Annotated in this window: 18 protein-coding genes; 6 read left to right on the top strand and 12 right to left on the bottom strand. The window is 66.9% G+C overall.

Translation table 11 applies throughout. The features are described 5' to 3' along the window. Positions 1-83: 83 nt before the first annotated feature. Genes AC3WTC_RS01675 through AC3WTC_RS01660 form a run of 4 tightly spaced genes read right to left on the bottom strand, consistent with a single transcriptional unit; the run spans position 84 to position 4,035 of the window. Positions 84-542 carry a DUF2894 domain-containing protein gene (locus AC3WTC_RS01675; protein WP_492710238.1) on the bottom strand — a complete coding sequence of 153 codons (459 nt, stop codon included), beginning with the start codon at positions 540-542 and terminating at the stop codon, positions 84-86. Next, positions 451-1,110 carry an OmpA family protein gene (locus AC3WTC_RS01670; RefSeq protein WP_025874313.1) on the bottom strand — a complete coding sequence of 220 codons (660 nt, stop codon included), beginning with the start codon at positions 1,108-1,110 and terminating at the stop codon, positions 451-453. Before AC3WTC_RS01670 ends, AC3WTC_RS01675 begins: the two co-directional genes overlap by 92 nt. Next, positions 1,107-3,371 carry a DUF802 domain-containing protein gene (locus tag AC3WTC_RS01665; protein WP_492710236.1) on the bottom strand — a complete coding sequence of 755 codons (2,265 nt, stop codon included), beginning with the start codon at positions 3,369-3,371 and terminating at the stop codon, positions 1,107-1,109. Before AC3WTC_RS01665 ends, AC3WTC_RS01670 begins: the two co-directional genes overlap by 4 nt. A 10-nt stretch (positions 3,372-3,381) precedes the next feature. Further along, entirely contained in the window at positions 3,382-4,035 is a 654-nt protein-coding gene (locus AC3WTC_RS01660) for a DUF3348 family protein (protein WP_032975341.1), read from the bottom strand. Between the two features lie 144 nt (positions 4,036-4,179). Here AC3WTC_RS01660 and AC3WTC_RS01655 point away from each other — a divergent pair, with 144 nt between their 5' ends. Beyond that, positions 4,180-5,097, top strand: a complete 918-nt coding sequence (locus AC3WTC_RS01655; protein ID WP_025874316.1) for a M14 family metallopeptidase — start codon at positions 4,180-4,182, stop codon at positions 5,095-5,097. A 53-nt stretch (positions 5,098-5,150) separates the two neighbouring features. Here AC3WTC_RS01655 and AC3WTC_RS01650 read toward each other — a convergent pair whose 3' ends face one another. Further along, entirely contained in the window at positions 5,151-5,501 is a 351-nt protein-coding gene (locus tag AC3WTC_RS01650; protein ID WP_492710233.1) for a hypothetical protein, read from the bottom strand. Positions 5,502-5,610: 109 nt separating this feature from the next. Continuing rightward, a complete protein-coding gene (locus AC3WTC_RS01645) occupies positions 5,611-10,518 on the bottom strand; it encodes a putative Ig domain-containing protein (protein ID WP_492710231.1) in 4,908 nt (1,635 codons plus the stop codon). 457 nt (positions 10,519-10,975) lie between these two features. On the opposite strand from AC3WTC_RS01645, the gene AC3WTC_RS01640 reads away from it, so the two are divergent. Genes AC3WTC_RS01640 through AC3WTC_RS01625 form a run of 4 tightly spaced genes read left to right on the top strand, consistent with a single transcriptional unit; the run spans position 10,976 to position 13,185 of the window. Beyond that, positions 10,976-11,500, top strand: coding sequence for a phage tail protein (locus AC3WTC_RS01640; RefSeq protein WP_492710229.1), 525 nt, complete (start codon positions 10,976-10,978; stop codon positions 11,498-11,500). 30 nt (positions 11,501-11,530) lie between these two features. Beyond that, positions 11,531-12,061 carry a phage tail protein gene (locus AC3WTC_RS01635; protein ID WP_025874319.1) on the top strand — a complete coding sequence of 177 codons (531 nt, stop codon included), beginning with the start codon at positions 11,531-11,533 and terminating at the stop codon, positions 12,059-12,061. A 37-nt stretch (positions 12,062-12,098) separates the two neighbouring features. Next, the gene (locus AC3WTC_RS01630) at positions 12,099-12,632 is read left to right on the top strand and encodes a phage tail protein (RefSeq protein ID WP_059064375.1); all 534 of its coding nucleotides are present in this window, start codon (positions 12,099-12,101) and stop codon (positions 12,630-12,632) included. Positions 12,633-12,636: 4 nt separating this feature from the next. Continuing rightward, positions 12,637-13,185: a GNAT family N-acetyltransferase gene (locus tag AC3WTC_RS01625; RefSeq protein ID WP_481446362.1), complete on the top strand. Its 549-nt coding sequence runs from the start codon at positions 12,637-12,639 to the stop codon at positions 13,183-13,185. Between the two features lie 43 nt (positions 13,186-13,228). Here AC3WTC_RS01625 and AC3WTC_RS01620 read toward each other — a convergent pair whose 3' ends face one another. Next, on the bottom strand, positions 13,229-13,525 hold the full coding sequence (locus AC3WTC_RS01620; RefSeq protein ID WP_088100127.1) for a DUF6916 family protein: 297 nt from the start codon (positions 13,523-13,525) through the stop codon (positions 13,229-13,231). Between the two features lie 369 nt (positions 13,526-13,894). Here AC3WTC_RS01620 and AC3WTC_RS01615 point away from each other — a divergent pair, with 369 nt between their 5' ends. Beyond that, entirely contained in the window at positions 13,895-14,458 is a 564-nt protein-coding gene (locus AC3WTC_RS01615) for a fasciclin domain-containing protein (protein WP_025874323.1), read from the top strand. Between the two features lie 278 nt (positions 14,459-14,736). On the opposite strand, the gene AC3WTC_RS01610 is transcribed toward AC3WTC_RS01615, so the two are convergent. The 5 genes from AC3WTC_RS01610 to AC3WTC_RS01590 all read right to left on the bottom strand — a co-directional run bounded on the left by AC3WTC_RS01610 (position 14,737) and on the right by AC3WTC_RS01590 (position 19,919). Next, positions 14,737-15,351, bottom strand: coding sequence for a hypothetical protein (locus tag AC3WTC_RS01610; protein WP_492710225.1), 615 nt, complete (start codon positions 15,349-15,351; stop codon positions 14,737-14,739). 81 nt (positions 15,352-15,432) lie between these two features. After that, complete coding sequence (locus tag AC3WTC_RS01605) at positions 15,433-16,881, bottom strand: efflux transporter outer membrane subunit (protein WP_492710223.1); 1,449 nt, start codon at positions 16,879-16,881, stop codon at positions 15,433-15,435. Then, positions 16,878-17,762, bottom strand: coding sequence for an HlyD family secretion protein (locus tag AC3WTC_RS01600; protein ID WP_492710221.1), 885 nt, complete (start codon positions 17,760-17,762; stop codon positions 16,878-16,880). The genes AC3WTC_RS01605 and AC3WTC_RS01600 overlap by 4 nt, the downstream gene beginning before the upstream one ends. Then, entirely contained in the window at positions 17,759-17,974 is a 216-nt protein-coding gene (locus AC3WTC_RS01595; protein WP_025874327.1) for a DUF1656 domain-containing protein, read from the bottom strand. The genes AC3WTC_RS01600 and AC3WTC_RS01595 overlap by 4 nt, the downstream gene beginning before the upstream one ends. Positions 17,975-17,978: 4 nt before the next feature. Then, positions 17,979-19,919 carry an FUSC family protein gene (locus tag AC3WTC_RS01590; protein WP_492710219.1) on the bottom strand — a complete coding sequence of 647 codons (1,941 nt, stop codon included), beginning with the start codon at positions 19,917-19,919 and terminating at the stop codon, positions 17,979-17,981. Positions 19,920-19,972 lie beyond the last annotated feature (53 nt).

Genomic DNA, 19,972 nt, shown 5'->3' with positions numbered 1-19,972 from the left:
CCCCCCCCCCCCCCCCCCCCCCCCCCCCCCCCCCCCCCCCCCCCCCCCCCCCCCCCCCCCCCCCCCCCCACTACCGCTATCCGTCAACCCGCGTTGCGCGGCTTGCGCGTGCGTTTCGGCTTTGCGGCATCTGCAGCGCTGGCGGCACCATCCTGCAACGCCTGCAGCCACGACAGCGTATCGACATAGTCGATGAAGTGGCGCAGATACCCGGGGCTGGTCGCCTGCATCATGTCCAGCATGCGCTGCACCAGCACCGCCGAGTTCAGCGGGCCGCCATCCGCCGGGGCTTCGGTGCGCAGCGAGCGGCGCACCTGCAGTTCGCTGCGCAGCTCGGACCACTCGCGGCGCACGTCGTCCAGCATCGGCACCTGCGGGTAGTGCAGCAGCGATCGCGACCCGCTGTCGAGGTCGCGCACCAGGGCACGCAATCCCTCCAAAGGCGAGGACTCAGCTGCCATTGCCGTTCTTCTCGCCCGGCGCAGCAGCCTTGGGCTTGGGAATCGGCGCGATCTCAACGCGGCGGTTGCGCGCGCGGCCATCTTCGTTGGCATTGGAGCTGACCGGCTGCTCGCTGCCGAACGCCGCGGCGAACACCGCATCGGCCGGTACGCCGTCGGCGATCAGGGTGCGGGTCACCGTCAGCGAGCGCTGTGCGGACAGCTCCCAGTTGTCGGCAAAACGGCGGTTGCCTTCCCGCACCGGTGCGTCATCGGTGAAACCGCTGACCATCAGGATCTCTTCGCGCGTGCCGAGATAGGCCGCCAGCGGCGCGGCCAGGCTGCGCAGCAGTTCCTGGCCTTCCGGCTGCAGCTGGTCGGAGTTCAGCGCGAACAGCACGCTGCCGCTGATGCCGATGCGGCCATTCACCAGCGTCACCCGGCCGGCGGCGAGCGGGCCAGCCAGCGCCTGCTCCAGCGTCTGCAGGCGCTTGGCTTCGGCCTGGCGCTGCTTTACCTCCTGGTCCAGGCGCTGCGACAACTCCAGCTGCACGGCGACCACGCCGACCAGGATCAGCACGAACGCGCCCAGCAGCACCGACATCAGATCGCCGAATGCCGCCCAGATCGGGGCGTGTGAGCCGCCGTCGACCTCCAGCTCGTCGCTCATGCGCTGCCGGCCTTGCCGCGGCGCGCGGCCAGCTGCTGCAGTTCTTCCATCACCTGCTTCTGCGACAGCAGGCTGAGGTCGACCACCTCGCGCGCCTGTGCCACGTAGTACGCCAGCTGCTCATCGCTGCGCGCCAGCGAGGCATCCAGCGCACCGCCAATCTGCTCCAGGCGTCCGGTGAGCTCCGCCGAAGCGGTGCCGAACTGCTCGACGGCAGCGCCGAAGGTGCCGGCCAGCTGGCCCACTTCACCGGCACTGCCATTGAGCAACGTGGCGATGCCATCGAGCTTGCCGGTCTCGGCCGCGATATGGTCGCTGAAACGGTTGCCGACGCGTTCCAGCAGTTCGGCCGAGCCTCCGACCAGTGCATCCACAGCGGTGCGCTGCTCGTGCGAGGCGTGGTTGATCGCGTCCAGCAGGGTCTGCACGGTGGCCAGCAGGTGGCCGCGTTCTTCCAGCATCTTGTTGTCGCGCACCAGGCTTTCGGACAGGGTGCTGCGCAGTTCGTTGATGACCTCGGCGGCGGCCTTCGGTGCTGCGGCCGCAGTCTGCAGCAGGGTGGACACTTCGGCCAGCGTGGCGCTGGCCTGGGCACGGCCGTTCTCGCCGATCTGCTGCGCGGTCTGTGCCAACGTGTCGCAGACCTGCTGCTGCTGTTCGGCAAGGCGCTGGCCATTGGCCTGCAGGCGCTCGGCCAGATCGGCCGAAACGCTCTGCAACGCATCGCTCCAGCGCTGCAGGCGCTGTTCGTCGCCTGCGAGCAGCTGGGCCTGCAACGCCGCGTGCGCCTGCTGCAGCTCGGTACTTACCGCGTCCCAACGCAGCTGGTGCTGCTGTTCGCGTGCATCCAGGCCCGCCTGCAGTTCGGCATGCGCCGTGGCGGTGGCGGCCTGTGCGGCCTGCCAATCCTGCAGGCGCTGTTGCTCGTGTTCCTGCAGCAGCGACTGGCCGGCGGCGTGGCGCTCATCCAGTGCCTGCAGCAGCGCCTGCGCACGGTCATCCAGGTGGCTGCTGGCATGCTGCAGCGCCTGCTGCTGGCGCTCGACCAGTTCACTGTTCAATGCATGCTGCTGTTCGGCAGCAGCGCGCCAGGCCTCGGCGTTGCTGCTGGCATCGGCCTGCAGGCGCTCGCCGATGCGTGCCACCAGGGCTTCACCCTGCGTGCTCTGGCCTTCGCTGAAGGACTGCAGATGCTGGCGCAGTTCGGCAACCAGCGCCTGCTGCGCGCCGGTCTGCTCGGCCACTACCTTGGCCCAGCTCGCTTCGGTCGCCACGCGGCTGCGCTCGAAGCCCTCGGCCAGACCATTCAACTGCTGCTGCACGGCCTGTTCGACACGCGAATGCAGCGCCTGGCCGTGGCTGGCCAGACCGGCCAAGGTGGTTTCGGCCATCGGTTGCAGCGCGCCACCAATGGCCGCAGCACTGGCTTCGGCCCCCTCGCGCAGCGACTGCTGCAGCGAGGTGGCCAGGCGTTCCTGCAACGCCTGGCTCTGCGTCAGGAACTCGGCCTGACCGGCCAGCAGGCGCTCATTGGCGGCCGCGCTGTGCTGTTCGAAGGTGCTGGTCATCGCCTGGAGGCGATCGATCAGCGTAGGCAGCGCCGCAGACTGCGACTGCAGCAGGCGCAGCGACTCGGCACGTTGCCAGGCTTGCGAATACGGATGCAGGTCAGTGGCGATGGCGCGGTCCAGCTGCTGCACCACCTGCAGGCGGTCACGGCGCAGCAGTGCCGACAGCAGGCCCAGCATGGCCGAGCTGGCCACGCCGGCGATGGACGTGCCGAAGGCCACCGCCAGCCCCTGCACCGGCGAGGCCAGCGAGCCGCGGATGGCCGCCATGTCGGTGGCGCTCTGCAGCGCCAGGCCGGTGCCGCGCAGGGTGTCCATCATGCCCAGCAGCGTGCCGAGCATGCCCAGCAGCACCAGCAGGCCTACCAGATAGGGCGTCAGCACCGGCGAGGGCAGGGCGGTGCGTTCGCCTTCCACGCGCAGGCGCACGGCATTGCGCAGGCCCAGCGGCACACGCTCCAGCCACGGTGCCAGGCTTTCCTTGGCCAGCGAAAGGTCAGCCAGTGCGGCGCGCAGGCCCTTGCTGGCCTGCCGGTAGCGGTACAGCTCCACGCCACCGGCGATGTAGCAGGCTGCGATGATCGCTGCCACGGCTGCACCCAGCGGGTGCACCGAGACATAGCCGACGCCGATCCAGCACACGGCCAGCAGGCCAGCAAGGAAGACAAGGACGTGGAAAACAGTTCTGGACATGGTGTTCCGGTCAGTGTGAGCGCAGGGCGGCAAGCAGCCCCTGGATCGGGTGGAAGCGCAGTTGCAGCTCGGCGAGCAGCAGCGTGCGCATGTCGTGGCGGAAGGACGCGCGCCAGCCGGGCTGGCCGTGCACGCGTTCGAATCGGGCACCCAGCACCGCCGGGGCGGTGGCGAGCAGGCTGTGCTCGCGCGGGCTCAAGGTCTGCTCCATCACCGCATCGACCTCGGCCAGCCGCGCCAGCTCCGGTGACGCCTGCACCAGCTGGTCGCGCAGGCGGCCGCGCAGGCGGCCGGTAGCGGTCTGGATGGCCTGCTGCAGCACCCGGTAGCGCTGCCGCAACGAAGCGAAGTTCGGCGCGGCGGCGGCCTCGGCCAGGTCCAGCAGGCGCTCGGCCTCGGCATCCTCGCTCAGCGAGGCCAACAGGCTCGCTTCGGCCTGGGCGCAATCGGCCAGCAGGTCATCCAGCGCTTCGGCGGCCTCGGCCGGTTCAGCCAGGCGGCCATCCAGCGCCCCGGCAAGGGCCACGGCACGGCTCCAGTCCACCCACTGGCCGAGGCGATCGGTCAGGGCGGGACTGGAGGCCGGCATCGCGCCGTCGCTGAGACGGGCGAGCAGACGGAGGAAGTCCGGTCCATCCACGACCGGCTGCGCTGCGTTCGCCATCAAGGGGGTGGGGGCCAAAAACCGTTGATTTTACAACCAGATGAGGCCGGCCGTATGAAGGCGGGGGCGAGGGGCAGCACCGATCGGGCCACAAGGCTTAAAATGGTCGGCTGTACCACCGCACCCCGACTTCTGGAGCTTGAGATGACCGTTGCGCAGTTCTACCCGATCGGCACCCCCGGACAGCCCTGGGGCGACGCCGAACGCGCGCAGTGGCGGGCCCGCCAGCAGCGGCAGCGCAGCTACCACGAAGACGTGGTGACCGCGCTGGAACGGCTGGACGAGCGCTTCGACGTGGTGCAGTACGGCCAGTTGGACTACGCCCCGGACCACTACCCGCTGTTTGCGGTGGTGAACCACGACTGGAACCCGGCCCTGCCGACCGCGCTGGTCACCGGCGGCGTGCATGGCTACGAAACCAGCGGCGTGCATGGCGCCCTGCAGTTCCTGGAGCAGCACGCCGAGCGATACCTGGGCCGCTTCAACCTGATCGTGGCCCCGTGCGTGAGCCCGTGGGGCTATGAGCGCATCCAGCGCTGGAATCCCAATGCCATCGATCCCAACCGCAGCTTCCGTGACGGCGGCCTGATCGAAGAAGCCGCCTCGTTGATGCGCTGGGTGGCCGAACGCAAGGCCAACATCCGGGTGCATCTGGACCTGCACGAGACCACCGACAGCGATCTGCACGAGTTCGACCCGGCCCGCTGCGCCCGCGACGGCAAGCCGTTCGAGCGCGACACCATTCCCGATGGCTTCTATGTGATCGGCAACAGCGAAGACCCGCAGCACGAATTCCAGAAGGCGCTGATCGCCGCCGTGGCTCCGATCACCCACATTGCCCCGGCCGACGCCGAAGGCAATCTGGTGGGCATGCCGCTGCAGTCGCTGGGCGTGGTGTGGGGCGAGTCGCGTTCCATTGGTGCATGTGCCGGCTTCACCGATGCGCTGTATGCCACCACCACCGAGGTGTACCCGGACAGCCCGCGCACCAACCCGCAGGAATGCAACGACGCCCAGGTGGCGGCGGTGTGCGCGGGGTTGGATTTCGCTCTGGCCAATTGATGGCTGCGTCGTAGCGCCGGGCCCATGCCCGGCGACTTCCAACGGCTGCAGGATCAGCCGATGCCTTCGGCCTGCAGGCGCAGGCTGTCGGCTTCGTCGACCCGTCCAAGCGACTGCAGGTAATCGGCAAGAATGGCGAGGTACAGTTTCTCGGCTACTGGAAACTCGTACCCGCCGTGCGCCGGTCCCCAGAAGCCGTAGAGCTCGACGTGACCGTCGGGGATGAACATCCCTTCCACCTCACGCTGGTACTCGTCCAGGCTATGGGGATACACGACGCCGAAGCCTCCGTTCGAATCGCCAAATCCTCGTCGCTTCAGCGCGAAGGCGGTGACCTCGGCGGGGTTGCTCCATGCGTCGATGACTTCCTTGACGCGTGCGATGGTTTCGGGTTTGGGCTGCATGCTGCAAGGATGCACCAATGGGCAACCTGCTGCAGGCCATTGCCCGTATCTGCGACGTGCAGGCCTGGCGCTGCCGGGAGGGTGGGGCGCGTCGCCGCCCCCCACGCCATCAGTACTTCTTTTCCAGGTTCAGCTGCAGACCATGGTCGGTGTCTTCGCTGCTGCCGAACAGGCCGCGGTACTCGATCCGCAGGCTGAGGTCGCGTTCAGTCTGCAGCACCGCCCCCAGACCGAAAACGAACCGGTTGCGCTTGAGTCCATCGATTTCGCTGCGGTAGAACGGGCCGCCCGGCAGATCGGCGTAACCCATCGTCACCGGGCTGGCGTCCTGGAAATCGTGCTGGTATTCGAGCCGCAGCCGTGGCGAGAGCGTGCCGAAGCGGACCGGGTAGCGATAGTCCATGTGCACGCCCAGGCTGGCGGTGGTGGTGTCCACATCCTGGTCCTCGTAGCGCAGGGCGTGGATCGCGTCGCCGCGTTCGGTATAGCCGTTCAATGTTGCACGGGCCAGGTCCAGCCGCGCATACGGACTCACCGACAAGCGGTCGCGCTGGTAGTCGCCGCCGACCGACAGCGAGGCGAACCACTGCTTGCCATCGCGGTCGCCTTGCACCATCGCGCCATTGGCGGTCACGTAGCGACGTGAGTCGAATGACAGCAACTGGTAACCCAGCAGGCCATCAACGAAGAAGTACTGCCCCGGGTGGTAGCTGCCGTACGCGGCCAGGGTGTAGCTTTCGCCGTGGCTGCGGGTGTCGTTGTGACCGACGTCGGTCGTGTCGCGGCCGTAGCCGATACCACCGCCGAAGGCGAATGCCTGGTTCACCCGGGTATCGGCACCGGCGCTGATGCCGCTGGTCTGGAAGTCGAAGCCCGCGCTGCCTGAGCGACCATCGCGATCACCGCTGTTGATCGAGCCGCCGGTCCACAGGGTCAGGGCACCGTTATCGCCATCACCCCTACGTGTGCCGCGATCCCCAGCGGCGGGCGCGACAGCAACGTCGTCCCTCAGAACAGATTCGTCCAGCGCGGTCACCTGGCGGCAATCGCCACCGGGCATGCGTCGTACCTCATCCTGGCAGCGACGATCGCGGTCGACGCCGAAGCTCAGGCCATTCTCGAAGCGTGTGCCTCTGCCGGCACCATGCAGGCCTTCCATGCGGCGCTGGAAATTGCCGATCTGCGCGGTGGCGAAGCGCCGGGTGGAGGCGGTCTGCGCGCCCAGCAGGCCCATCACCTCCGCGTCCAGGGTCGGGTCCGGTCGGCCGATCACATCAAAGTCGATCATCGCCGGCACCGAGGTCGCGAACGTGTTGCTCAGGGTGAAGGTGGCCGTGGCGGTACCGGCGAAGGTGGCCGCCGGGGTGAACGTGAGGCGATAGCCCGCGCTGGCACCACTGCCGGACGGTGCGATGGTGGCAGTGCCGGCAGTGGACGGCGACAGCGACACCAGGGTGGCTGCAGTGAACGGGCCGCCCGTTGCATCCGTCGTCAGCTCGACCACCGCCGCAACACCCGCATTTGCACTGACCCGGCGCGAGATCGCCACCGGCACCTGGTTGATGGTGATCGTGGCGGTGATCGGAGCCGAAGCACCGTAGGCATTGTTCAGGGTGTAGACGATGCTTGCCGTGCCCGATGCGGTGGCCAGCGGGGTGTAAGTGATGGTGGTACCGGTCACGGTCGTGGTGCCGGTGGCCGGCTGCGTCACCAGGGTCACACCGGTGAACGGACCGCCGGTGGCACCGACCGTGGTGTCGATGGTCAGCGGTTGGCCGGCCACGGCAGGGATGGCCGCGCGCGGCTGTCCGGCAGGGACGGGCAACGCATTGACGGTGATCGACACCGTGGCCGGGGCCGAGGTGCCGCCCGGACCGGTCGCGGTGTAAGTGAAGCTGTCGGCGCCGAAGTAGGTGCCCGTCGGCGTGTAGACAACGGTCACGCCGTTCACTGTGGCGGAGCCATGTGCCGGCGCGCTGGCCACGGCGATCGAGGTGATCACACCGCCGTCGTTGGCCGTCACCGGAATCGTCACCGGTTGCTGCGACGGCGTGGTGGCGCTGTCGTCCACCGTCACCGGCACCGCGTTGGCAATGACGAGGGTGTAGCTCTGGATGCTGGTGTAGCCGGCGTCGTCGGTGGAGCGCACCACTGCGGCATAGCTGCCGGCCGTGGTCGGCGTACCACTGAACACGCCTGCCGAACTGAAGGCAATGCCGGGGGGCAGGGCGCCGGAGTCGATCGCATAGGTGTACGGGGCGATGCCGCCGCTGCTGCTCAGGTTCTGCGAATAGGCCGTGCCGACCGCGCCGCCGGGCAGGGTGGCCGGTGCGATCACTACGGTTGCCGGGGCGATAGTGAAGGTGTACGCGCGGTTGGCGGTCTGGCTGTTGGAATCGGTGGAGCCCACCGTGATGCTGAAGTTGCCATCCGAGCGCGGGACGCCGGTCAGCGCGCCAGCGGAATTGAAGGACATGCCGACCGGCAGCGCACCACTGAGCAGAGAGTAGCTGTACGGCGCAAGGCCGCCGCTGGAGCTCAACTGTGCGTTGTAGGCCACGCCTGCGCTGCCGTTGGGCACGCTGGGTGGATCGATGGCGATTGCAGGCGTGGCAACGACGATGGTGTAGTTCTGCTGCAGCGCGAACGGCGCGCCCGCGCCGGTGCTGGAATCGGTGGTACGCACGGAGATGTTGTAATTGCCCGGTACGGTCGGCGTACCGCTGAGCAGACCGGTAGAGTTGAAGCTCACGCCCACCGGCAACGAGCCGGAGACCAGTGCGTAGCTGTATGGCGCGGTGCCACCGCTGCTGGCGAAATTGATGGTGGTGGCCATGCCGTAGTTCATCGGCAGGTTGCCCGGCGCCGGGGTCATGCTCAGGGTCGGCGCGCCAACGGTCAGCGTGAAGCCCTGGCCGGTGGTGAACGGACCGGTGCCGGTGCTGCTGTCGGTGGCAGTGGCGACGAGGCTGAAGCTGCCCGCCGCGCTCACCGTGCCGCTTACGGTCACGCTGGTGGCGGTAGTGCCACCAACGCTGAGGCCTGCTGGCAGGCCGGTGACAGTGAAGCCGCTATAGGGTGCAGTGCCGCCATTCCAGGTGAACGTCTGGCTGTAGTTGGCGCCGACCTGCGCGCTCATGGGGCCACCCGCAGTCACGGTGATGGTCGGGTTGCCGACAGTGACACTGACCGTTGCGGGCGCCGAGGTGCCGGCGGTGTTTGTTGCGGTGTAGGTAAAGCTGTCCGGGCCCGCGTAACCCGCGGTGGGCTGGTAGGTAATGGAGGTGCCGCTGGCGTTCGCACTGCCATGAAGCGGCGCGGTACCGACGGCCACCGAGGACGGCACGCCGCCAGAGATGTTCAGCGTGATCGGATTGGCGCTGCTGTTGTAGGCCACGCTCGCCGATAGCGGATTGGCGACAGGCGGGGTGTTGATGATCTGCAGCGTATAGCCGCGCGGCGCGGAACTGTAGGGCCCGGTGCCGGTGCTGCTGTCGGTTGCGGTCACGGCGAAATTGAAAGTACCCGCGGATGTAGGTGTACCCGACAGGGCGCCCGAGGAAGCGTTCAGCACGATGCCCGGTGGCAGCGCCCCGGCGGTCACTGCATAGCTGTACGCTCCCGTGCCGCCGCTTGCCGGATTCAGCATGGCGCTATAGGCCACACCCTGGGTGCCGTTGGCCAGCGTGCTTGCCGGCAGAGTGATGGTCGGCGGAGCGATCACCAGCGCATAGGCCCGGGAGCCGGTGTGCGGTGCGCCGGTGCCAGTACTGTTGCTGGTGGCGGTCACGGTGAAGTTGAAGGTGCCGCCGGCCGTCGGTGTGCCGGTGATGCCGCCGGTGCCGCCGAGGGTCAGGCCGGTGGGCAGCGCGCCTGCCGTGATCGCATAGGTGTACGGCGCAATGCCGCCGCTGGCACTGACAGACTGGCTGTATGCCGCCGCGACCGTGCCGTCGGGAAGTGTCGTCGGCGCGATCACGATCACCGGCAGTGCCACCACCAGGGAATAGGCGCGTGAACCGGTGAACGTATTGGCGTCCGTCGCAGTCACGGTGAAGTTGAAGGTGCCGGCTGCGGTCGGCGTGCCGGCCAGTGCGCCAGTACTGGTGTTGAGGCTCAACCCGGCGGGCAGCGAGCCTGCGGTGATGGCGAAGGTGTAGGGCGCGGTACCACCGCTGCCGCTGAGGGTCTGGCTGTAGCCCGCGCCAACGGTTGCACCCGGGACGGTGAACGGGTTGACCAGGATGGTCGGCGGCGGAATCACCTGCAGGGTCACCGTCTCGACCTCGGCGTAGCTGCCGGTGCCGCTGCTGCTGTCGGTGACGCGGATGCCGAAGGTGTAGCTGCCCTGGGTGGTGGGCGTGCCGCTCAGGGTCGCGCCGCTCAGGGTCAAGCCAGGCGGCAGCGTGCCGTTTTCATACGCGAACGTGTAGCCGGGCACGCCGCCGCTGGCAGTGAAGGTCACCGAGTAGGCAAGGCCCTGCGCCGCAGAGGGCGACGACGGCGCGATGGCAAGGGTCGGGTTGGCTGCTGAACCGCTGAAGGAGCGCACGCCGCTGGCCGAGGTGCTGTCGGTGGCGCGGATGGTGAAGGCGTAGGCGCCGCGCTGGGTGGGTGTACCGCTGATGGTGTTTCCGCTCAGGCTCAGGCCCGGCGGAATGGAACCGGTGTCCAGGCTGTAGGTGTACGGTCCGGTGCCGCCGCTGGCACTGAGGCTGGTGCTGAAAGGCACGCCAACCGTCAGGTTGACCGCAGGCGAGGCGGCGAGGGTGATGGCTGATGCCGGAGCGATGGTGACGGTGACGGTGATGTCACCGTTCGAGTCGTCCTGGATGACGAAGGTATCGCTGGTCGCGCTGTCGCCGTTGTGGGTGTACGTCAGCGGCAGGTTGGCACCCGACTGCACGCCGACGGTGCGGCTGCCGTGCGGGGTCGCCGCGGTGCCCGCAGAGATGCCGAAGCCGCCGTGGCAACCGTTGATGTTGATGGTCTGCGAGCCACTGTTGGCGACCGACATGCTCAGCGTCGGGCAGAAGGTCGATGGTGCTGCCGTTGCCAGCTGCGGCCACAGGCTGCCTGCGCACAACAGCACGAGGGCGAGCCAGGAGCAGAACGAAGAAAAGAAGACGTGTGAACGCGCACGCGGCGTCTGCACGCGTTGCGCTGATGACTGATGCATGTTCTGCCCCTGTTGGCACCGCGCGGGCTCGATCGTCCCAAGGACATCGAGCCAAAACGGCGAGACCTTACCCCTGTCCGCGGACACCGAGCTGGACCCGGTACCGCACCCCTTGCGAACTGCTGGCGATTATTCAAGCAGGATTCAGGGTATAAAAGGAAGTACCTATATATTCATGAAGGATTAATGTTGCATTCGCACAAAAATTTCGCTTGTACGGCGTGCGGAGTGTGAGCGAGAGTAGCGCCGGCAGCGGACATGACGTCCGTGCCACCAACCTTTCGGGGGAAAAGGTATGACCGAAGTCTTCCTCGGGCAGATAATGCTCACGGGGTTCGCGTTCGCGCCCAGGGGATTCGCCCTTTGCAACGGACAGCTGCTTTCCATCGCGCAGAACCAGGCGCTGTTTTCTCTGCTGGGAACCATTTACGGCGGTGACGGCAGAACCACGTTCGCCTTGCCCAACCTGCAATCGCGTACCCCGGTGGGCGCCGGCAATTCGGTGGATGGCAACTGGAATCCTGCGCCTTACAGCCAGGGCGAAGTGGGCGGTGTGGAGAACGTTACCCTGCTGGCCACTCAGGTTCCGGCCCACATTCCGGTGGTCAACGGAACCACCACTGCAGGTACGGCCCGCAACCCTACCGGGGGCCTGTACGGCACCAGCGGCAGCGCCATCTTCGGACCGGCCAACGGCACCCTGGTTCCGCTGCAGGGCGTGGGGCCGGGCGGCGGCAGCCAGTCGCATCCGAACCTGCAGCCCTACACCGTGATCAATTTCGTGATCGCGTTGAACGGCATTTTCCCGTCGCGCAACTGATTCTTCCGACGCCCATTACAGGAGTTCCCCATGAGCACCCCTTACGTCGGAGAAATCCGCATGTTCGGCTTTTCGCGCGTGCCCAACGGCTGGTTCGCATGCGACGGTTCGCTTCAATCGATTGCCGAGTACCAGGTGCTGTACGCTGTGATCGGCACCACCTATGGCGGTGACGGCGCCAGCACCTTCGGTGTGCCTGACCTGCGCGGCCGCGTGCCGATCCACCAAGGCCGTGGAACGGGATTGAGTTCCTACGTGATGGGGCAGATGTCCGGCAGCGAAAGCGTCACCCTGCTGCAGACGCAGTTGCCGCAACATACCCCCTCGCTGATGGCCAGCACCGTCCTGGCAACCACCGGTGCGGTTGGCGCTACCGTAGTGCCGGCAGCGTTGTCAGGCGAGACCATGTACGTCACCGACATCACTGGCGCCAACGGCGCGACCCTGGCCGCCAACGCAGTTGTCAGCATGGGTGGCAACCAGCCGCACGACAACGAGATGCCCACGCTCACGGTGCAGTTCTGCATCGCCTGGGCTGGCGTCTTCCCTTCGCAAGGCTGAGCGGCCACCTGCGCATACTCGATTCCAGGATACGACCATGACCGAACCTTTCATCGGCGAAATCCAGTTGTTCGGCTTCAACTTCGCGCCCTATGGCTGGGCCAGTTGCAACGGCGCCACCTTGGCCATCCGGCAGAACACGGCCCTGTTTTCGCTGCTGGGCACCCAGTACGGTGGCGACGGACAAACGACGTTCCAGCTGCCCAACTTCGTCAACCGCGTGGCCACCGAACAGGGCCAGGGTGCGGGGTTGTCCCCGCGCAGAATCGGTGAAACCTATGGCAGCAATTCGGTGGCGTTGACCCAGACGGAAATGCCGACGCACAGCCACTCCCTGACGATCTACAACCAGCCCGACCAGTCCAAGCGCACCAGCACCCCGGTAGCGGGCAACTACCTGGGACTGCCGACCTCAGGGGCGCCGTTCGTGCCAAACGCCACCGCCAACGCACAGTTCAGTCCCAACATGATCGGTCCGTCCGGTGGCGGCCAGCCCCACGAGAACCGCCAGCCCTACCTCGCGACGAATTTCTGCATTGCGTTGCAGGGTGTGTTTCCCAGCTTCAGCTGAAGACATGCAGGCGTCGTCGCAGCTCACTTCATTTCCGGCGGGCCGCGACGACCGCCTGCGTACCCCCGCGTGGCTGTGCGAGCGCGGGTATGCCCTGCGCCCGCTGCACGATGATGACGTGCCGTGGCTGCGCGAACTCTACGCCAGCACCCGCGCCGAGGAACTGGCTCCGGTGCCCTGGCCCCAGGCGGCCAAGCGCGCGTTTCTCGACAGCCAGTTCTCACTGCAGCACCAGCACTACCAGGCGCACTACGGCGATTCGGATTTTCTTGCCATAGAGCGTGGCGGTGTGCCGGTTGGCCGCTATTACCTGCAGCGCGGAACATCAGATCACCTGATTGTCGATGTCTGCCTGTTTCCCGGTGAGCGCGGACGAGGCCTGGCTGCGGCGCTGATCAGCCACAGCCAAGGCGAGGCCGCCGCGCTGGGCTGCGGCATGACCCTGCATGTGCAGGCCGACAACATTGCTGCGCAGCGCCTGTACCGGCGCGCAGGCTTTACCGTAATCCACGACCAGGGCTCGCATCTGCTGCTGCGTTGGGCACCGGGCTGAGCCGGCGACACGCCGCCGCAAGCCTGGCCGCGGGCTCACATTCTCAGTTGAAGATCGCCTGATACAGGAATCCGGCCTGCTCACGCGCTACCGGCACCAGGAAAATCCCCACTTCACCGATGTCGGCATGGCGCATCAGATAGATCTGCTGCGGAAACAGGAAGGCCGAGCTGTTGCGGAACAGCAGCGAAAACGGCGCCCGCGCCGGACCTGGCGGCAGCTGCGATGGATTCAGCGCCCGTGCCTCCACAAGCACGAATGGAATCTCGCCGTCGTTGATGACTGCCGAGAAGGTCTGATCAACGTGGCGGGCGAAATGATCGAGTGTCAGCAATTCCATGCAGGGTTCCCCTAAACCGAACCGCATCGTCGCCGCGCTGCACGCCCGATGCAAGTGTGCGGGCGGCCATGTTCCTGTTCGCCAGGGTTGAATGCGGACCATCAACACACGCCCGCAGCCGGTGACTGGTAGCCTGCGGCCGGGAAATGGCGCTCGCGACGCGCTGTGCACGTTGTTGAACCGTTCACTGCCCCAGCGCCAGGCGATGCATCCGGTCATCGGCTTGCGGCGTATGCCCTCATGCACGCAACGCTTCTTCCCTGCTGCTACGGATGCCCTGCATTCCCGCATGGCTGCAAGGTGGTGCAGTGACGGCAGCGAATGCTGCGCATTTCCCAGCCCGGTAGGGCGATCAACGAGGACACGAACATGCGTACCCAGATCCAGCGCCTGACCCTTGCCGCCACCGTCGCGGTTGCCTGCGCAACTGCCCCGGCCGCCTTCGCCGCCGACAACCCGATGGTGGGTGGCGTGCCGATGTACGCGAACAAGACCATTGTCGAAAACGCCTCCACCGCCCAGAACCTGAGCACCCTGGTGACTGCGGTGAAGGCGGCCGGGCTCGTTGACACGCTCAGCGGCAAGGGTCCGTTCACCGTATTTGCTCCCGACAACCAGGCGTTCGCCAAGCTGCCCGCAGGCACCGTGGAAACGCTGCTGAAGCCGGAAAACAAGGCCAAGCTGACCCAGGTCCTGACCTATCACGTGGTACCGGGCACCTACACCTCCACCCAGCTGACCGCAGCAGCGCGCAGCCACGGTGGCAGCAGCACGCTGAAAACGGTGCAGGGTGAAGCGCTGACGGTGAAGCTGCAGGATGGCAAGGTCTGGGTGGTCGACGCCAAAGGCGGCAAGTCTGCAGTAACCACCGCCGACGTGAGGCAGTCCAACGGCGTGGTGCATGTGGTCGATTCGGTGCTGATGCCGAAGTAAGCCCAGGGCCGCAACATCGATGGCAGTGCGGGAGCGGCTGGTTTCACAGGCCAGCCGCTCACGATGCCGGCGCGGCATCGGCGTTGTGCCCGCCAGAATCCACCCGCGCCTGGGTTGCGCGACGATTCGGCCGCGATACGTGTGAGCAGCGGTCCGGGGATGCGCTGACACGGTCGTTGCTCAACAGCTGCTTGAATGAACCTGCTTGGTGGATGTTTCGTGGCACAGCAACGCGCGTCCGTTGCAGTTCTGCACGCTTGGGTACCGGTGATGGCTGACTACCATTTCATATAGTGCATCAGCGACGGCGATGGCGAAATGTCCTTCGGCGCAGGCGGCTTCGATGCAGGTGGCACGGCGGGTTGGGTCAGGTTGCAGGTCTTCTTGTGCCGATACATCGCCAGGATCGGCCGTATCGCAGCGATGCGATAGAACGGCAGGCATTCCTGTGGGTAGGCCGGTCCCATGTCATCGAACCAGATCGCAATGCGGCCGTCGCGCGTGCGTGCATTGGGCACATAGGTGTGGCCAGCCACGGTGTCTATCGTGACCTCCAACCTGGCGACCTTCATGCTGGATGTCAGCATTCCCATCTCCGAACCCGCGCGCAGTTCGGAGGTCGCCTGCACGCTAAAGGTATGCTGCCCCGGCGGCAGGTGGTAGCTGGGCGTGCGCAGTCCATTCACCGACGTACCATCGATGGTGAAGACATTCAGCGCCAACTCGCGTTCGGGGTAGATTCCCTGCCCAGAGATGACCACCTGTTGTTCGGCCGGAAGCCGCGCGCTCCCCAACATTGCCGGATTCTTCAACGTGCAGCCGGTGACACCGAAGACCATGATGGCTGCGGCCACGCACAGAGGAACGGTACGGCCTTGCTTGGCGTACATCATTCAAGTGATCCCTGGTTGTGCCCAGCGCTCCCCGCCAGGTCCGCGCCACTCTACCGCAGGCAATGGAAATGCGGCAGTGTTCTATGGCGCGACCAGCGTGGTCGATTCCGGGGTGGCAGCCGGTCCCGCCCAGCCCCCACCCAGCGCCAGGAACAGATCCACCTGACGGTCCCCCAGCTGCGCGCGCGATGCTGCCAGGGCAGACTCTGCATCGGCCAGCGCAGCCTCGGCAGACAGCACGTCGATGAAGTCGATCCTGCCGAACCGGTACAACTGCCCGGCCTGGTCGCTCGCATGTGCCGCGTCGTCGCGGGCGAGGGCAAGGCTGTGCTCGCGATCGATCTCCTGCGCGTAGGCCGACAGCGCAGTTTCGGTCTGCCGCAGCGCGTCCAGCACCACGCCATCGAACGATGCCAGCGTGGCATCGGCGTTGGCGCCGGCCGCATCGATCCGCGCCCGGGTTGCGCGGCGGTTCGGCCAGCGCCACGACAGCAGCGGTCCGAAGGACGCGCCGACGCTGTCGCTGCTCAGCAGCTGCTTGAATGAACCTGCCGTGCCGGCGGACGCGCCGATGCTCACCTGTGGGTACAGGGCTGCCGTTTCCACGCCGATCATCGCGGTGGCGGCCGCCAGGCTGCGCTCGGCCGCGCGGACATCTGGGCGGCGCTGGATCAACTGGCCACCATCGCCGACCGGAACCGGTTGCTGCAGGCGCGGCGGTTGTTGGCAGTTGGCGACGTCCTGCGGATAGTCGGCTGGTACGCGTCCCATCAGCGCCGCCAGCGCGAACAGGGCCGCCTGCCGTTCGGCAACAAGACGCGGCGCCGCCGCCGCACTGCGGTTGACCGCCGCGCGTGCCCGGCTGACGTCGAACTCGGTTCCGCGTCCGCCGGCCGCCAAGCGGGTGGTGGCGTCCAACGTAGCGCGCTGCGTAGCGAGCACCCGCTGCGTCGCCGCCAGGGTGAGGTTGGTCGAACAGATGCCGACATAAGCGCGGGTGACAGCGGCGGCGACCACCACCCGCACCTGGTCACGTGCTGCAGCGACAGCCTCTGCATCGGCGCTGGCAGCTTCGATACCGCGGCGGATGCCACCTGCCAGATCCAGTGGGTAGGCCAGGTGGATGCCGAGCGCATACACCTGCGGTGGTGAGGTGGGCGAGGTATATCCCCCGGCATGGGCCAGCGTGGCCGATGCATCTGCGTCGGTGCTTACCGAGCCCTCGGCCCGGTACTGCAGCACCATCGCCGTGGCGCGGCGCAGGTTGGCATCGGCCGCGCGTAGATCGGTGTTGGCTCGCAGTGCTTCGCTGACGTAAGCATCGAGTCGTGGATCGTCGTACAGCTGCCACCAGCGATCCGGCAGCTCGGCCTGTGCGTAGGCCGCCTGGTGGCTCGATACGAATGCGCGGCGGGCTGCCGGCGCGGCGGCAACCGCGTTGGCCGGCAGCGTGTAGTCCGGGCCGGACACGCAGCCGACCAGCGACAGCGCACAGGCGAGCACGCCCACGCGTGATGCGGTGCCGATCACTTGCAGGCTCCCTGCGCGCGCGGCGTGATGGTCACGCTGGCGGTCCTGCCGACGATCAGGCGCGTATCCGGTGCTACGTCGTCCAAGTGGATGCGCACCGGTATCCGCTGCGCCAGCCGCACCCAGGTATAGGTTGACGCAACCGATGGCAGCAGGTTGTGGGTGCTCGCGCGCTGATCGTCGGCAATGCCGGCGGCGATGCTCTCCACGTGCCCATGCACGTCGCGGTCATCGCCCATCAGGCGGGCGACAGCGGCATCGCCTTCGTTGATGCAGTTGAGCTTGGTTTCTTCGAAATAGCCTTCGACCCGGAGGCTGGCGCTGTCGATCAGTGCCAGCGCCTGGGCACCCGGCTGCAGGAAGTCGCCCGGGTGCAGGTCCAGGTTGGTGACGATGCCATCGGCGCTGGCGCGCACTTCGGTGCGCTGCACGTTCAGCAGCGCCACCCGCCGCTCCGCTCGGGCCTGTGCAAGGCCGGCCACTTCGGTATCGACCTTGGCGGCATTGCGTTCCCGCGTTTCCGAAGCCACCAGGTTGCCCAGCGCGATGTCCCGCTTCGATTCACGGCGGGCAAGGGCAAGCGTGGCCTGCGCGCTGTTCACCGCGGCATCGGCCTTGTCCAGCGCGGCGGCGTAGCGCGGCTGGTCCAGCACCAGCAACAGCTGCCCGGCTTTCACCCGCTGGTTGTCCTGCACCAGCACCTGGGTGACCAGCCCGCCCATGTCCGACGCCACGCGGATCACATCGGCGCGCACGCGGCCGTCGCGCGTCCACGGCTGCGCTTCGTAGCGGTTCCACAGGGACAGCGCCGCGATCACGGCAACGACGAACAGGCAGAGCGTTGCGCTCCAGCGGCCAATGACACTCAACAGGTGCTTCATTTCAGTTTCTCAAGCAGGGGCGCGAGCTGGATCAGCAGCTCCGCCAGGATCACGAACAGCGAAAGGCCCACCAGCGGGCGATAGGCGAACAGCCGGTACAGGCCGAGGCTTGCCAGCAGCCGCGAGGCCATCATCGACAGCGCCAGCGCGATGAGTGCCACCGCCAGCAGGCCGGGAACGAAGACGCCGTCAATGGAGATATCGGAGAACATCGACTCAGTCCTCATGAGCGAGCAGGTCGCGGCGCAGGCCGGAAAGCAGTGCAAGAACATGCTCGGTTCCGGTCGCGCTGCCAGCGAGGATGACCTCGCGTGTGCGTTCGAGCGATTCCAGTAGCGGCGGGCTTGCCGGGCGAGGAGCGGGTGTGCGGAAGTGGGCAGTGGCCCTGTGCATCAGCAGCGCATGACAATCACGGCTGCTCTGGTCCATGAGCGTCCTGCCGATCACACGAAGTTCGGCCACGGCACTGGCCGCGCGCATGTCCGCAAACAGCGTCCGCAACGTGGGGGCTGCAGCCGGATGGCCGCGCAGGCGAGGGGCAAGCAGCGCAAGCCGATCCACCATGCGGCTTGTCCAGTCGCTGGCATTTCGTACCTGCCCGGCGGCGCGGCGTGCGATGTCCCGCCGGATCACATCCTGCAGGCGCGCGCGGCTGCGATTGCTGTCCAGCGTCTGCAACAGCGACATGCTGCACAGCGCCGCCGCCGTGCCCACGAACAGCGCGACGCTGCTGTTGAGCGCGCCCGCGACGTGGGTGGCATTGGTGGCACCCAACCCGGCGATGAGGGGGAAGGTGAGCACTACCCCCAATGCGGCCATGATGAACGGCGGGCGGGCGAGGAACGAGCCACACACCAGCAGTGCCGGCGCCAGTGCCATGGCCAGGCCGACGAAATCGGACAGGCCCGGAAAGATCACCAGCGCGTAGAACAGCCCGATGACCACGCCGATGGTCGACCCGATCAGATAGCGCATGACATGCCCGGCAGGTGCCTCGGTGGTCCCGAACAACACGCAGGCCGTGCCGATGATGGAGACGGCGGTTGCACCATCGGACCACGCGGTAATGATCCACAGCGCGCAGGCCAGTACGATGCCAACGAAGGCACCCAAGGCGCTGCGCAGGGCGATCCGGTGGTCACGATGCAGCACATGACCGCTCGCCTTCCTGGCAAGGTGCGCGGGCACATGCCGGCGCCAGTCCGGGCGGGCAGCGTGCAGCTGCTCTTCCAGCAGCCGGCAGTCGTGATGCGCAGCGTCGAGTTCGGCCTGACGTGCGCAGAGATCTGCACGCAGCAGGTCCGGCCATGCTGTGTGCGCCGTGCCAGCGGGCTGCGCGCGCAGCTGGGCCATTGATTCGTCCACGGCGCTGGACAGCATCAGCACATCGAGCATCCGGTCATGCAGTGCGCGCAGGATCTGCACCTGGGCGACGCCGTGCACACTGTCGAACGGCAGGTGGATGGACAGCGTGTGCAGGTCGAGGAGATCTGCGGCTACCTTGGAGCGATCCGCAGCCAGTACCGTTTCGTTTGCGCCAGCGCGCATGTCCCGCGTCCAGCGCTCCGCATCGGCGAGGATCGATGCCAAGCGCGCGTGCACACGCGGCGAGACCCGGCGTGGCCACAGCAGGCCATGGACCAGCGTCGCCGCAAGAATGCCGATGGAGATTTCCTGCACGCGGGTGATGGCGATGGTGAAGACGTCATCGGGCACCATCACCGCCGGGAAACCAATCAGGCTGGTGGTATACCCGGCCAGCAGGAAGGCGTACGCACGCGGTGTGCGGTCGAGCATGGCCAAATACAGGCACAGGCCCATCCAGGCGGCCAGTACCACGCTCAACACCATCGGCGCGTTCGCGAACCGCGGCACCAGCAGCACCGTAGCAACCGCACCGCCGATCGTTCCCAGCAGCCGGAACAGGCCACGGCTGAGTGTCGCGCCGGACATCGGCTGCGACACCAGGTACACAGTGCCGATCACCCAGAACGGGCGGGTCAGGCCGATGCGCAGCGAGACATACAGCCCGAGGATCACGGCGAGCAGGCATTTGAGCGAGAACAGCACCGCTTCGCGGTCGACCTTCAATGCGGGCGACGTCAACAGCGCGATGGGGCGCGAACGCCAAGGGCGGGTAGGGGCGGGGATGTGCATGGCGCCATCGTATTCAGCGAGCCCCGCCGCCGAATTTCGCTAGAATGTCAGTC

The organism is Stenotrophomonas sp. FW305-C-20-S1, assembly GCF_058783335.1.
Note: the sequence above shows the minus strand (reverse complement) of the source record. Positions and strands in the feature narration are given on the sequence as shown.

What these genes read in the sequence shown, in the direction of transcription:
- AC3WTC_RS01675 (WP_492710238.1), bottom strand. Translation starts at nt 542, where the DNA reads ATGGCCGCGCGCGCAACCGCCGCGTTGAGATCGCGCCGATTCCCAAGC.
- AC3WTC_RS01670 (WP_025874313.1), bottom strand. Translation starts at nt 1,110, where the DNA reads ATGAGCGACGAGCTGGAGGTCGACGGCGGCTCACACGCCCCGATCTGG.
- AC3WTC_RS01665 (WP_492710236.1), bottom strand. Translation starts at nt 3,371, where the DNA reads ATGTCCAGAACTGTTTTCCACGTCCTTGTCTTCCTTGCTGGCCTGCTG.
- AC3WTC_RS01660 (WP_032975341.1), bottom strand. Translation starts at nt 4,035, where the DNA reads ATGGCGAACGCAGCGCAGCCGGTCGTGGATGGACCGGACTTCCTCCGT.
- AC3WTC_RS01655 (WP_025874316.1), top strand. Translation starts at nt 4,180, where the DNA reads ATGACCGTTGCGCAGTTCTACCCGATCGGCACCCCCGGACAGCCCTGG.
- AC3WTC_RS01650 (WP_492710233.1), bottom strand. Translation starts at nt 5,501, where the DNA reads ATGCAGCCCAAACCCGAAACCATCGCACGCGTCAAGGAAGTCATCGAC.
- AC3WTC_RS01645 (WP_492710231.1), bottom strand. Translation starts at nt 10,518, where the DNA reads ATGTCGGTCGCCAACAGTGGCTCGCAGACCATCAACATCAACGGTTGC.
- AC3WTC_RS01640 (WP_492710229.1), top strand. Translation starts at nt 10,976, where the DNA reads ATGACCGAAGTCTTCCTCGGGCAGATAATGCTCACGGGGTTCGCGTTC.
- AC3WTC_RS01635 (WP_025874319.1), top strand. Translation starts at nt 11,531, where the DNA reads ATGAGCACCCCTTACGTCGGAGAAATCCGCATGTTCGGCTTTTCGCGC.
- AC3WTC_RS01630 (WP_059064375.1), top strand. Translation starts at nt 12,099, where the DNA reads ATGACCGAACCTTTCATCGGCGAAATCCAGTTGTTCGGCTTCAACTTC.
- AC3WTC_RS01625 (WP_481446362.1), top strand. Translation starts at nt 12,637, where the DNA reads ATGCAGGCGTCGTCGCAGCTCACTTCATTTCCGGCGGGCCGCGACGAC.
- AC3WTC_RS01620 (WP_088100127.1), bottom strand. Translation starts at nt 13,525, where the DNA reads ATGGAATTGCTGACACTCGATCATTTCGCCCGCCACGTTGATCAGACC.
- AC3WTC_RS01615 (WP_025874323.1), top strand. Translation starts at nt 13,895, where the DNA reads ATGCGTACCCAGATCCAGCGCCTGACCCTTGCCGCCACCGTCGCGGTT.
- AC3WTC_RS01610 (WP_492710225.1), bottom strand. Translation starts at nt 15,351, where the DNA reads ATGATGTACGCCAAGCAAGGCCGTACCGTTCCTCTGTGCGTGGCCGCA.
- AC3WTC_RS01600 (WP_492710221.1), bottom strand. Translation starts at nt 17,762, where the DNA reads ATGAAGCACCTGTTGAGTGTCATTGGCCGCTGGAGCGCAACGCTCTGC.
- AC3WTC_RS01595 (WP_025874327.1), bottom strand. Translation starts at nt 17,974, where the DNA reads ATGTTCTCCGATATCTCCATTGACGGCGTCTTCGTTCCCGGCCTGCTG.
- AC3WTC_RS01590 (WP_492710219.1), bottom strand. Translation starts at nt 19,919, where the DNA reads ATGCACATCCCCGCCCCTACCCGCCCTTGGCGTTCGCGCCCCATCGCG.